14 protein-coding genes are annotated in these 12,958 nt (G+C 54.8%); 9 read left to right on the top strand and 5 right to left on the bottom strand.

Annotated features, from left to right (window positions below; translation table 11 throughout):
* Positions 1–614, top strand: a 614-nt coding sequence (locus ABYV26_RS10570) for a radical SAM protein (protein WP_372680790.1), incomplete at its 5' end; no start/stop codon positions are given.
* Positions 615–637: 23 nt separating this feature from the next.
* Here the strand turns inward: ABYV26_RS10570 and ABYV26_RS10565 are convergent.
* From ABYV26_RS10565 to recJ, 3 genes are all read right to left on the bottom strand, one after another.
* The gene (locus ABYV26_RS10565; RefSeq protein WP_372680788.1) at positions 638–1,681 is read right to left on the bottom strand and encodes a ribonuclease Z; all 1,044 of its coding nucleotides are present in this window, start codon (positions 1,679–1,681) and stop codon (positions 638–640) included.
* A gap of 8 nt (positions 1,682–1,689) precedes the next feature.
* A complete protein-coding gene (locus ABYV26_RS10560; RefSeq protein WP_372680786.1) occupies positions 1,690–2,109 on the bottom strand; it encodes a hypothetical protein in 420 nt (139 codons plus the stop codon).
* 167 nt (positions 2,110–2,276) lie between these two features.
* Positions 2,277–4,001: a single-stranded-DNA-specific exonuclease RecJ gene (gene recJ / locus ABYV26_RS10555; RefSeq protein WP_372680784.1), complete on the bottom strand. Its 1,725-nt coding sequence runs from the start codon at positions 3,999–4,001 to the stop codon at positions 2,277–2,279.
* 115 nt (positions 4,002–4,116) lie between these two features.
* Here recJ and ABYV26_RS10550 point away from each other — a divergent pair, with 115 nt between their 5' ends.
* The 3 genes from ABYV26_RS10550 (at position 4,117) to ABYV26_RS10540 (ending at position 6,331) form a co-directional block, all read left to right on the top strand.
* Positions 4,117–4,389 (top strand): DUF4911 domain-containing protein, encoded by a 273-nt coding sequence (locus ABYV26_RS10550; protein ID WP_372680783.1) that lies wholly within the window; start codon positions 4,117–4,119, stop codon positions 4,387–4,389.
* A gap of 33 nt (positions 4,390–4,422) precedes the next feature.
* Positions 4,423–5,844: a tRNA (N6-isopentenyl adenosine(37)-C2)-methylthiotransferase MiaB gene (gene miaB, locus ABYV26_RS10545; RefSeq protein WP_372680781.1), complete on the top strand. Its 1,422-nt coding sequence runs from the start codon at positions 4,423–4,425 to the stop codon at positions 5,842–5,844.
* An 82-nt stretch (positions 5,845–5,926) separates the two neighbouring features.
* Complete coding sequence (locus tag ABYV26_RS10540) at positions 5,927–6,331, top strand: bifunctional nuclease family protein (protein ID WP_372680792.1); 405 nt, start codon at positions 5,927–5,929, stop codon at positions 6,329–6,331.
* Here the strand turns inward: ABYV26_RS10540 and ABYV26_RS10535 are convergent.
* Together ABYV26_RS10535 and ABYV26_RS10530 are read right to left on the bottom strand one after the other, a co-directional pair.
* Positions 6,328–7,527: an aminopeptidase gene (locus ABYV26_RS10535; RefSeq protein WP_372680779.1), complete on the bottom strand. Its 1,200-nt coding sequence runs from the start codon at positions 7,525–7,527 to the stop codon at positions 6,328–6,330. The genes ABYV26_RS10540 and ABYV26_RS10535 overlap by 4 nt on opposite strands.
* 15 nt (positions 7,528–7,542) lie before the next feature.
* Positions 7,543–7,800, bottom strand: a complete 258-nt coding sequence (locus ABYV26_RS10530) for a cytoplasmic protein (RefSeq protein ID WP_372680778.1) — start codon at positions 7,798–7,800, stop codon at positions 7,543–7,545.
* A 263-nt stretch (positions 7,801–8,063) separates the two neighbouring features.
* On the opposite strand from ABYV26_RS10530, the gene ABYV26_RS10525 reads away from it, so the two are divergent.
* The 5 genes from ABYV26_RS10525 to ABYV26_RS10505 all read left to right on the top strand — a co-directional run.
* Complete coding sequence (locus tag ABYV26_RS10525; RefSeq protein WP_372680776.1) at positions 8,064–8,750, top strand: LysM peptidoglycan-binding domain-containing protein; 687 nt, start codon at positions 8,064–8,066, stop codon at positions 8,748–8,750.
* Between the two features lie 140 nt (positions 8,751–8,890).
* Positions 8,891–9,340: a hypothetical protein gene (locus tag ABYV26_RS10520; protein ID WP_372680774.1), complete on the top strand. Its 450-nt coding sequence runs from the start codon at positions 8,891–8,893 to the stop codon at positions 9,338–9,340.
* Positions 9,341–9,514: 174 nt separating this feature from the next.
* Positions 9,515–9,931: a DUF134 domain-containing protein gene (locus tag ABYV26_RS10515; protein ID WP_372680772.1), complete on the top strand. Its 417-nt coding sequence runs from the start codon at positions 9,515–9,517 to the stop codon at positions 9,929–9,931.
* A gap of 109 nt (positions 9,932–10,040) precedes the next feature.
* Positions 10,041–10,883 (top strand): P-loop NTPase, encoded by an 843-nt coding sequence (locus ABYV26_RS10510; RefSeq protein WP_372680770.1) that lies wholly within the window; start codon positions 10,041–10,043, stop codon positions 10,881–10,883.
* 288 nt (positions 10,884–11,171) lie between these two features.
* Positions 11,172–12,958: DUF294 nucleotidyltransferase-like domain-containing protein (locus ABYV26_RS10505; RefSeq protein WP_372680768.1), on the top strand; the 1,787-nt coding region annotated here is incomplete at its 3' end.

Below are 12,958 nucleotides of genomic sequence, written 5' to 3'. Positions count from 1 at the left end.
TCCCCGGCGGCGGCGCCGAAATTCTCACCGAATCGGTTCGCCAGATCATCGCCCCGCGCAAAGCCACTAGCGACCAGTGGCTGGGTGTCTGCGAAAAGGCTCACCGCATCGGGTTCAAGACCACCGCCACCATGATGTTCGGCCACGTGGAAACCGATGGTGACATCATCGACCATCTCCTGCGGCTGCGCGACCTCCAAGATCTGACCTCGGGGTTTACCAGTTTTATCCCCTGGTCATTCAAACCGGGCCGGACACCGTTGTCTCAACAGGTGAGCCATCCCGCCCACCCGGCCAGATACGTGCGGATCATCGCAGTGGCCAGGCTGGTGCTGGATAATTTTTCCCACATTCAGTCATCCTGGTTTTCGGAAAATATTCCTGCTGGACAACTGGGGCTTCTAGCCGGAGCGGACGACTTTGGCGGGGTGTTGGTGGAAGAACATGTCCACAAAGAGGCCGGCCACGACCGCCAGGCCACCGCCGACACGGTCGTCACCATCATCCGCCGGGCTGGGTTTATTCCGGCAAGGCGGGATTCCTTCTACCGGATTCAGGAAACCCTGGCGCCACCAGTGCCGGTTGGCACCGCATCGTTCATCGCAGATCGCTGAAGAGAGCAGGGGGTTGAACGATTCTAACGCTTTAAACGCGCCATGATTTCATCCGTTGGCGTGGCCTGCCCCCTAAAGGCTTTGTCCGCTTCCGCTTCTAACCATTCGGGACAATCCGTGTAGCGGGGTGAGTAGTGAAACAGGTGGTACTGTTTGACTCGGCAGGAACGGGCGAGATCACCTGCCTGACGGGCGGTAAGGTGACGTTTTCGTCTGGCGATCTCCCGGTGGGCATCAGAAAAAGCCGCTTCGATGAACAGTCGATCCACATTCGCCGCAAGTTTTCGGATTTTTATGAAATTCTCGTCCGTTCCGGCGGCGTCGGCCACGTATGCCAAGCTTTGGCCTGGTGTAATACGCGCAATGGCTGATTGCAGGTCCGCCAGGGGAAACTGCAATTCCGAGTCCGGATGGTTGGGCGATGGGATCCTCACCGGCGTTTGCGGATCGGCGCCCCTGTAGAGCAAGGCCTTGAAGCGCTTCAGCCATGGACCCGGAGCCAATTCCAGGTTTTCCAGCTGTTTTTTCATGATGTTGATGTGAAACCGTTCGTGCAGGGAAAACCCCAGTACGGGGATGCCGTGCTCGAGATGAACCGCACGAACGGTCAACTCCGGTTCAGCCAGAGCGACACCGTCAAAGGGCATTTCCCGGATGGTGCCATCGGCCGTAAACCCGTTGCGGCATGGGTAGTCTTTGACGATGGCCCGGTTCGGGTGCAGTTCGATGGCTCGAAGGATCAATCGGTTCGGGTAGTTTTTCACCAGGTTCCAGCAATAACCGGCCAGCTTCCCCTCAAGATTTGCCAGGAAACCCTGCGGGCCCCACAGGAAAAGGTCCTTGTCCCGGCCGAGGAAAATACGCAGCAGTCGGTCGAAACCCACAAAATGATCCATGTGTGTATGCGAAATAAAAATGTGGGTGATTTTGAGAATGTCGCGGGCGGGCAGCGCTGCAATGTCCCCCAGATCAAAGAGCATGGCGCGTTGTTGATAACGAAAGGGGACGAACAGGGCAGGATCTTCAAAAGGACCGTTGACCAGTCGGGGGAGGTAACTGGGGACCATCGTCTCGCTCAGGGAAGAAGCTTGGCAACCTGCTTGTGCACGCAGAGGTAGATGTCTGCGTCTGATCCGAAGATGTCCACCACCGATTTGTGGTTAATCAGTTTTTCGATGACGAAGGCAGTCACAAAAAGGCTGATCACGTTGGGCTGCTGGACCAGATTCCTGAAAGGGGCGATCTGGTAGTCAACATCGAACTCATCGGCATGGCAGAGCGTTTCCAGGCATTTGAATATCTGTTCTTCCAATGCATTTTTGTTCGTGGTTTCCACCAGGTGCTCTTCCACCAGTTTCATGGCGATGGGATTGGCGAAGCGGGTTGGATCATCCCTGACGATATTGATTGCCGTGCGTCTGGCATGCTCTTTCGAGGATTCGATTCTAGAAAGAATACTGGACTCACGATTGCTGGGCCTGAAAACTTTTGCCATGGAGGTTCACCTGTGGTTAATGGATGGTTACATGTCTTCCGACTGACTCTTTATTAGAAAGATATCCGGGCCATTGCAAGACAAAAAAGTAGCCTCGCGATTAAAAATCGATGCGACCGGTGTGTGGTCGCAGGCCTCACCCATATACCATTAGGATCAATCGGGCATCAGGACCCCGGATCGGTTGCTTCGACGATGAGCTGCAGACGTTTTCTGCCGTTCCAGTAATTCCACTGGGGTCGGTAGGCGATTTTCCTGAACCGGTCCACCCCCAGGGAGATGCCCGGAACGTTGAACTGAATGGCCGGGTGCCTCCCACCATTCCCCGACCCGTCTTCCAGCACCATTTGACGGTGGCGATCGCCGACGGTTTTGCTTGCGTGTACCCTCACCCCGGTGTCCATGAAGAGCGGGTATGGATTGCCCTGACCGAAGGGCTCGAGACGCGCCAGACTGTTCATCAATTCCGGCGTGATCGTCTCCAGCGGAACGTGGGCGTCGATTGACAGTCTCGGCCCTGCGTCAAGACCGGTTGTCATTTCACCGACAACCGTTTCCAGACGGCTTCTGAATGCCGAGACACTGGCAGTGGGGAGCGACAGTCCCGCCGCCAGGGGATGTCCACCGAATCGATCCAGAAGATCCGCACATCGTTTCAAGACTGCCGTCAGGTCAACGCCTTCGATGCTGCGAGCCGATCCTCTGCCCATGCCGTTGTGGGTGCTGATCACGACCGCGGGCCGATGGTACCGACGGACCAGTCGGGCGGCGACAATGCCCAGAATCCCCTCGTGCCATCGATGGCCATCCACGACCAGCGCCGGCTGAGCCATCTGTCCCGGTAGACGGGGTAAACCTGCCAGAATCGTTTCCAGCAGGTCTTGCTCCATGGATTGGCGTCGATTGTTCAGCCGGCAAAGGGCCTTGGCCAGCCTGCCGGCTTTTTGCGTGTTGTCGGTGAGCAGCAACTCGCAGGCCATCCGGGCGTGCGCCAGGCGGCCGGCCGCGTTGAGACGGGGGGCCAGCCTGAATGCGACGGCTTCCGCATCCGTCGGGGCATCCGGCGACCCGCTCAAGCGAATCAGTGCAGCAATGCCGGGCCGAACCCCCTGATTGATCTGTCGAAGGCCGGCGATGGCCAGTGCCCGGTTCTCAGCGATCAGCGGAGCGACATCGGCAATGGTTCCCACCGCCACCAAATCGCACAGCTGTTTCAAATTGGGCTCACGACGGTTCTTCCAGAACCCTGATTTTCTCAGGTGGGCTCTCAGGGCAATGATCAGGTAAAAGGCCACTCCGACGCCAGCCAGGTGGGCAAGATTGGCACGGCATTCAGGCCGGGTGGGGTTGACCACGGCGATGGCATCAAGGGGAATTCTGGTCATCGGGTGATGGTCGGTGACGATGGTATGGATGCCGGCTTGCCGGGCTAAAGAAACGGCCTCACTGCTGGCTGAGCCGCAGTCCGCGGTAATGATCAGACCGACGCCGGCCGGAATCGCCCGGTTGTTGATGAAATCGGCGCCCAGACCGTAGCCGTCGGCAATCCGGTGGGGGATGTAATAACTGGCCCGTGCACCACAGTGCCTGAGAAAACCGACCAGTGCCGCTGTGGCAGTGATGCCGTCGGCATCGTAATCACCGAATACGAGAATTTTTTCACCAGCCGTCAGGGCCCGGTGGATTCTCTCGACTGCTTCGTTCATACCCGCCAGTTCCATTGGCGGGGTAAGATCGCTCAACGACGGTTGAAGAAATCGGGTGGCCTGGATCTTGGACTCAATGCCACGAATGGCCAGAAGCCTTGCGACCAAGGGGCTGCATTTAACCTGATGGGACAGGCGGCGAAGGGTTTCCGGGTCCGGATTGATGGTCTGCCATTGTTTTTCCATGGATGGGGCATATCTTATTAGCCGGATCCAAACAAGGAAGAAACACCGTGACGCCGACCACGGTGTTGATGCCGGTTTCGGGTTGTCAACGGCAACGGCAAGGTGGTAGGTGACAGTGGAAACCATCAGACGCGTCTACCGGTTGGACCGGTGCCAGATCAGCTTTGTTAAATTTATCCTCGAGGGCTATGACAATGTGGCCGTCATGTCCACCCTGGACCCGCGACAGGCCTTGGTGCAGGTTTTCATCGCACCGGGCTGTGAAAGGATGGTGGACGAAATCATGACCGACCTTGGCGGAAAGCTGGGTGTGGTTCCAGTCGACGATGCACAACTGGATGACGTTTCAGATGTTCCATGCAGACGGCCGAGCGTGGGAGGCGGATAAACCGCCGCTGTGATGAAGGGATCGATGCTTTTAATGAAATCAAAATTGTTGCATATCAGCACCATCGGCTGCCAGATGAACGTATATGACGCTAATCAGATTGCCGGTGTGCTGGCGCCGTTGGGATATACCGGAACCGATACCATCGAGTCGGCGGACATGGTCATCGTCAACACCTGCACCATTCGTGAAAAAGCCGAGCAGAAGGCCTTCAGTTTTCTCGGGCGACTGGCCAAAATCAAAATCGCCAACCCGTCTCTGATCGTGGCCGTAGGCGGTTGCGTGGCCCAGCAGGAAGGCGACACCATTATCAAGCGCATGCCTCATGTGGACCTGGTTTTCGGGACGCATGCGATATTCCGCCTGCCCGAGATGGTCCGTCGCATCGAATCTTCCCGGTGCCGCATCGTGGATGTTCGGCTGTCGGACCCCGTCGACGCAGATGGCCCGGTGGTCGGCCCTGCAGCCGACGGCCAGGTGTCTGCATTTGTCACCATCATGCGCGGGTGCGACAATTACTGTACGTATTGTGTGGTGCCGCACGTCCGCGGGCGGGAGGCCAGCCGTCATCCGGATCGCATCATCGAAGAGATTCAGCTGCGCGTGGAACAGGGGATCCGGGAGGTAACCCTGCTGGGTCAGAATGTCAACAGCTACGGGAACAAAGAGGGGCTTTGCAGCTTTGCCGAATTGCTGGCGCGAGTGGACGACGTCGGCGGGCTCAACCGGATACGGTTCACCACTTCTCATCCCAAAGACCTTTCCGATGAACTGATCCGCACGTTCGGCCGTCTCGAAAAACTGTGCCACCACATCCATTTACCGGTGCAGTCCGGCGATGACGGCATATTAAAACGCATGAATCGCAAGTATACGCGCAACACCTATCTCGAGAAAATTGCCGGGCTCAGGGCAGCATGCCCCGACATCGCCATTACCTCTGATGTTATTGTTGGGTTTCCCGGTGAAACCGATCGTCAATTTCAAGCCACCTTGGATCTGATTGAAACCGTCCGGTACGACGGGTTGTTCGCATTCATGTACTCGGACCGACCCAGCGCCCCGGCCGCGGCCTTTTCCGGCAAGATTGACGAATCGGTGAAAAAGGAGCGACTGCAGGCGCTTTTGAATCTTCAGGAAAGGATCACCATGGAGAAGCACCAGGCCATGGTTGGTCGGACCCTTCAAATTCTGGTGGAAGGTCCCAGCCGGGGTCTCAAATCCGATGATACCGAGAGCGCATCGCCACCCATCCGTTGGTCCGGCCGCGCGTCATCCAATCACATCATCCATTTCGACGTTCCCCAGGACCTGCTGGCCAAGAAAGAACTGTTGACAGGGACCTTTGCGGATATAATGATAGAAGGAGCACACGCACACTCGCTGTGGGGGCGGCTGATTCGCGGACCCAAGCACGCCGCGCCGGAAGAAGGGGAGAAGACCATTGCTGCATAAGGTAAACATTGCGGGTCTGGCCATGGATCCTGCGTCAAATACGCCCATTATCCTTTTAAAAACCGAGTAGGGGGACAAAACCCTGCCCATTTGGATTGGGCTGCTTGAGGCGACTTCAATCGCGTCGGCCCTTCAGGATATTCAGTTTGACCGACCCATGACCCATGATTTGTTTAAGAACCTGACCCAGGTGCTCAATGTCCACATCAACCGGATCGACATTTGCGACCTAAAGGAAAACACGTTCTACGCAGAGATCCACTTTGCTTCGGAAGAGCGATCATTTACCATGGATGCCCGGCCCAGCGATGCCATCGCGTTGGCCCTGCGTTTTCAAGCGCCTATTTTTGTGGATGAGCGGGTAATGGAAAAATCCCAAGGCGGCCAGGCGACCGGAGAGGTCCTGGACGACAGCGAAGAGGGGAAAAAGTGGGCCAAATATCTTGAAAAACTCTCGCCTGAGGACTTCGGTAAATACAAAGTCTAATACTTGAAACATCCATTCTCATAGATGGTCGTCCGGCATCCGTCGGCCAGGTGTGCGACCACCCGCTTTTTTTCGGTATTGACCAGGTCCCAGTGAAGTGCCGAATCATTATATCCCAGGCGGGCCTTTTTTTCCTTGGTGAGTGACTGTACGTTTCCGCTGTAAGTATCGGCATAGCTCGCACCCAGTGCCACGTGACAGTTTCCCCAACGGCCGCCAAAGTTTTCATCGAAAAGGGTGTTGGCCATAAACCGATTGATCTTTGAAAACCGCTTGTCGGTCAGTGAGAATTCTCCGAGCCTGGACGCCCCACGGTCCATTTTCAGCTGCTTTTTTACGAAATCGCTGCCGGATTGGGCATCAACGGCCACAGCCACCCCCTTTTTAAAAGTTAGCCTTACGCCCTTGACCAGGTTCCCGCTGCGGTATGAAGGCTGATCAGCATAATACACCCCGCTGGTCCCGCGCCAGTCCGGTGAGACAAACAGCTCAAAGCTGGGGATGTTGTGGCCCGAGATGCCGATCCATCGTCGCTGTTCACCCGGGGTGATCTTCAGGTCAACGGTGGCAGACTCGATATGATAATATTTAACCGCCATGCTGTTGATCCAGCGCTTGATTGACGCGGCATTTTTATACACCGCCCTCCATTGTTTCACCGGATCGCGTCGGTTTAGAAAGCAGGCCTTGACGATTTGTTTGGCATAATCTGCCTCGTCCATGCCGGCGTGGCGGGCCAGTTCAGCCGTTGGAAGCATGCACAGGGTCCAGCTGAAACGTCCGGCCTGTTCCCGTTCTTCCAGGATATCCCTCAAGAATTTTTTAGAAAGGGTGAACCGGCTGATCTTTTTCGGGTCAATGGCGCTCAAATGAGTAATCGACGCCGGGGCGCTAAGGAAAATGGAACCATTGAGATGTCGATAAAGCTCCGCTTCCCCTGGCGGGTCGAAGACCAGCTGCCGGCGGTTGGCAAGGCCATAAAAATTTTTTTCCATTTCAGGGGTCGGGTTCATACGGCGCACTGGGTTCAATCCCATTTCGAGGATCCTGCTTTCGAGGATTTCCGCCAGACGAATGGCGTCCAGGTTAAAACGGACCAGTACCACCTCGCCTTTTTTAAAAGGTTTGCTGCGAGCGGTCTTCAGTCCCCACAGCAATACATCTGCATAGCGTTTCAGTTGCGTGTCGGTCAGCATCTTGTTTCCATGGGGTCAGTGGTCAGGTGTGTCTTTTAAAAAATAGCGGTGGTATTCAGGTTCCGTGAGGTGCTTTCGCAGCAAACCTGAAAGCAAATCAAAGATGGCCCGGCGATCGTCGTCCGTCAACCGCGTTCTGAGCAGGGTCATCAATTGGTCATCCGAGAATTTCTGGAGATAGTAGGTCACGGCATCCATGTCGGATTCAGGGTTGAGTCCGAATCCGATAAATCCATCGAATTCTTCAATAAAACGGTGTGAGTGATCGGTCATGGTATCGCCTGCGGGTTAGAAGAAATAGTTGGGACAACCATAGTTGAAATGCATGCACAGGTCAATACAGACCCGGCCGGCTGTCCGGGACGCTGCCGGTGCCATGACGCTTGCCCGCATGTCCGGTAGATTGGTTCCGGCCTGCTAAAAACAATCGAATGGGGGTTGATGTTCATTACCCTTTTGGTTTATAGAGAGGTAAATTCATTGGGCATTTCTAAAACCCTCACCATCAGGTCAAAGGAAGCTGTGGAGGCACGGCAATGAAGTGGAAAGATACGGGTGACAATGAAGCCGCGAAACCGGAGAAAAGTGATCCCTATTACGAAGATGACGGCTACGCTTCTTTTAAAGAAAAGGGCCTGAAGAAGGCGACGCTGCTCTCGGGCAACCCGGTGCGATATCTGTATTGGGGGATCGGTATCGCGGGTGTCATTGGCGTCGTACTGCTGGTGATGCTTCTTTTTTCGAACATCAGCGGACCCACCGACCAGGCGCACGTCAGCGCTCTGGAACAAAGGATCGAACGATTGGAACAGCGCCTGGAAAAATTCGATGGGGTGGATGAAAAAGTCACCCGCATCTGGGAGCAAGCCAAGTCGTTTGAAACCTTTAAAACCCGATTTGATCGATCGGAAGCCTCCATGTCTCTGAGAATGGACCATCTGGCGATGAGTTTGGACGCCCTGCAAAAGAAAACCGACGACACCGTGAAGAAGGTCGGCAATCTTGAAAGGGTGTCTGCGCCGCAGGCAGCTCCGGTCAAAAAGCCGCCGGCAAAGCGGACGGCGACGGTCAAGACCCACACCGTGGCTGCCGGCGATACCCTCTTCAGCATCAGCCGGCGGTATAACCTGTCGGTCGAAAAACTGAGATCCATCAATAAATTGACTGAAAAGACGGTGATCCATGTGGGCCAGACACTCACGGTGAGTTCACCCGGCGATTGAACCGCGATAGCGAGCGCATACCTCGCCGCTTGTCGAAGCGAAGCGGAGAACCCGCTCATCGGGGCCGCGGGGAGGGTTCAATACAGGATCCACCCGGTGGCACTCAGCGAGGTTAACCCGATGGAGAAACAAAACCGCACATGAATGATTACGTTGCCCGTTTCAGCCAATCCCCCGCCAGCTTCAAAAAAAGTTTCGCCTTTCTGGTTGTGGCCTGGGTGTGCCACCCGATCTTCATCTATTCGCTATTTTGGGCCGAAGCGGCGGTGGCGGGTTCCGATAAAGAGATCACAAAAATGGCGGTGGTCAGCCTTTGTTTATGTTTTCTGCATGTATTGATTAAAAAATGGGCCAGAGCGTTGGTGGTGGTGGGCAATACGTTTATTGTACTCAATGATTTTTTTTATTTTTTCGTTACGCCCCATAATAACCTATCAACCCTGCTCTGTGTAGCGGTGGTGTTGTGTACGATCGTTGGCACCTACTGGCTTTTCGTGAAAGATACACGTGAGTACTTCACCCAGGTCAACCCGAAAATAGAACCGCCGGAATTCCCTGACTCAACCGTCGGGCCCAATCGCCCCCGTTGATAGCGCACGCTCGTCGGGGTCAACCACCTGCGCCCGGCAGAAAACAGACACCTTATCGGATACCCCTAAATGGTGGCGTCGTGATGCTCCCTGTGGCCGGTGAAAATCGACTTGAGTGAGGCGACCGGAAAGAATAACCGCTGGTAACCGAGCAAATGCTTTATTGGAGGGCTCATGGGAAGACCTAGAAAAGACCGACTCGTGGCATTCAATCCAGAAATCAGTTTTTTCAAGCCGCGGGGCATCCCCATGCTTGACCTTGCCGAGGTGTGCATTACAGTGGATGAACGGGAAGCGCTCAGACTTGCCGATCTGGATGGGTTGTCCCATGAAGATTCCGGGCAGTGCATGGGGGTTTCACGGGCGACATTCGGTCGAATCCTCCACAAGGCGAGGCAGACGGTGGCGGATGCGCTGATTAATGGTAAAGCCATCAAAATAGATGGCGGAAACTACAAAATGGTTGCCGAGGAGCGCCGGTTCTCGTGCCGGAAATGTCGGCATCAGTGGGATGAGGCGCTGGGCACCGGCCGGCCGGAAGGTTGCCCCGCATGCGGGCAGGATGACTTTCACCGTTTCCTGAGCCAGTAGCCGGTCGAATCGGTCTGTTGACACCTCTTAGACATTACCGTTTTCCGAAAGCACCGCCAGGGACCTTCTCTGGGGCGGCCCGGATGGGCCATTGATTTGGAGATAAGCGATGGTACAAATTCAAAGCAGTATGCGAAAAACAGGTCAACAGGACCATTCTCAGGCCAAAAGAGACGCAGATGTCAAGGGTGCATTGGGTCGTATCAAACACAAGTTTATTGTCATGAGCGGCAAGGGTGGTGTCGGAAAAACCAGCACCGCTGTGAATCTTTCGCTGACCCTGGCGAGCATGGGCCGCCAGGTGGGAATCATGGATGTCGATCTGCATGGACCGGATGTTCCCCGAATGCTGGGACTTTCCGGAATGCTCGATCTGGGCGCCAACCGGAAACTCAATCCCATGCGTTTTTCGAAGAACTTGAGGGCCGTCTCCATCGAGTCGCTGACACCAACCAGAGATGAGGCGATCATCTGGCGTGGTCCGGTCAAATACGCTGCTATCCAGCAGTTTATCGGGGAAGTTGATTGGGGCGACCTTGATTTTCTGATCATTGACGCCCCTCCTGGAACCGGGGATGAGCCGCTGACCGTGGCCCAGACCATTCCCGATGCCAAGGCCATCATTGTCACCACGCCGCAAGAAGTCTCCTTGGCGGATGTCAGAAAATCCATCAACTTCTGTAAAACGGTAAAGATGGAGATCTTCGGGCTTATAGAAAACATGAGCGGGCTCGCCTGTCCCCACTGCCACTCGTTTATTGATCTTTTCGGTTCCGGCGGCGGAGAAAAAACCGCTATCGCCGCCGGCATACCATTCCTCGGTAAAATTCCCTTCGACCAGAAAATGGTAGCGTGCGGAGACGCAGGCGTCTCCTATCAGCAGCAGCACCAGGATTCCCCGGTTTCCGAAGCCTTCCGGGCGGTGGCCCAGAGAATGGACCAATTGTTGTAAGCACACCGGTTGTGATTGCTCGGAAGCATGATGTCCTTTCAACCCGAGCATAGGGCAACGATGCCCTCTTGTCCCCTGCGAAACACCTGCCTTTGGCTTGCCGTCACCGACTCACGTTATGTATAACCTGCCTGAATACAATGATATCACATCCATCTGAAAGTTGACATTGCCTGGTGTTGATGGTTTAATCTCCACCATTGACCACCCGCGATCCAAGTCGGGGGGGCGGTGATTTCATTATTTTCGACAGATTGCTTTTCTTTTCCATGAACGAAGGATGATGATATGAAAGCTGGCATTTTCCGTTTTCTTTCCAGCATGCCTCATTTCTCATTTCTCACTAAAGAAGAACTCGATCAGGTCGTGTCCAAGGCTGAGCTTGTCCATCTTTCGAAAGGCCATTCGGTTTCCATCCAGGGGAAGACCCGCATCGAGAATGTGCTGGTGATTATGCGGGGTCAGCTTTCCCTCTTCTATCAGGACGATCATGGTGAACCGGAATTGAGCGGTTACATCAAGCAGGGGGAGGTCTTCGGCGGGATTTCGGTAATGTTGAATGCCGGCATTTCCCTGAGGACGACCAAGGTGGACACCGATTTGCACGCCATCTCCATTCCGGACACGGTGATCATGGAGATATGTACCAAAAACAGGGCTTTTTATGAATATTTTCTGGCCAATTTCAGCAATAACATCTTTGATAAATCCATCGATGCCATAACCTGGACCGTCCAGGCGCGTCTCTTTTTGTCCGACATCGTTCCCTTTACCTTTCTGCCCGAAGAGGAGGTCGATCGCGCCGCCCAGGCCCTTTCTCGCATTGCCTACCCGCGAGGTACCGTCCCCTTTGTCCAGGGCAAGACACGCGTCGGCTATCTGTACGTCCTTCAAAAAGGCGCTGCGGAGCGGTATTATGAAGAAAACGGCGCCAAGAAGATGCGGGATCTGCTGTCCGAAGGCGATCTATACGGCGGCATTTCCATGCTCTTAAACGACGGGTTGGCGGTACGCACCTTGGCGGTGATCGAAGACACTACCTTTGGTGTCCTGCCCAGCCACGTGTTTTTCGATCTCTGCGAAAAAAACAGTGCCTTCCGTGATTTTTTTTCCGACACTTTTGGAAAACGGATGCTCAGCCGCTCCTATGCGGCGATTATAGCCAAAACCCTTCAGCCCAGAGAAGACAGCCATCAGTTATTCAATCAGCCGCTGTCCCAGATTTTTTCGCGAAGTCCAATTTTTTGCGATGCCAATCTATCCATTCGTGAGGCCGCCATCGCCATGGACAGCCAGAAGAGCAGTTATGCCTTCATTCGTTCGACCGAGTCCGACCAGGTGGGTATCGTCACCGAAAAAGATTTTGCCCGCAAGGTGATTGCCCGTGGATATCCCATCGATAAGCCGGTGGGCAGCATCATGTCTGCGCCACTTCGAACGATTTCGGAAAAAGCGCTGGTGTTCGAGGCCATGATGACCATGATGGAGGAGGATTTTCAACATGTCGGCGTCGTGGACCTGAACGAAAAGATCATCGGTATGCTGTCCACCAAGGATATTCTCACCTATCAGGGCCAATCCCCGTTGTTTCTGCTTCGTGAGATTCAAATTGCACCCGGAATGGACAAGATCATCGAAAAGCATCTTCAGCTGGCCGGGCTGGTGCGAAGCTTGATCTACAATGGAGCGACGGCCAGAAATGTGACCCGGTTTATCACGACGGTTTCCGACACGATCCTGAACAAGCTCATGTCTATGACCCTGGACGAAATGGGGCCTCCGCCGGTACCGTTTGTGTTCATGATCATGGGCAGTGTGGGCCGGCAGGAACAGACACTGAAAACCGATCAAGACAACGCCATCGTATACCAGGATCCGCAACCGTCCGACGCTGCTTCCGTCGACCGCTATTTCAGAAAGTACGGTGAAATCGCCTGTACGTTGTTGAACGAGGCCGGCTACGATTTTTGTACCGGCGGTATCATGGCCAAGAATCCGCAGTGGTGTCAATCCTTAAGCCAATGGAAGGTCTATTTCAGCGATTGGATTCACGCCGCCGAAGCCGAGGACCTCCT

Origin of the sequence: Desulfosarcina sp. (genome assembly GCF_041551955.1) — a bacterium.
Taxonomy (GTDB): domain Bacteria; phylum Desulfobacterota; class Desulfobacteria; order Desulfobacterales; family Desulfosarcinaceae; genus Desulfosarcina.
The sequence above is the reverse complement of the archived record's forward strand: the minus strand, read 5'-3'. Positions and strand labels throughout refer to the sequence as shown.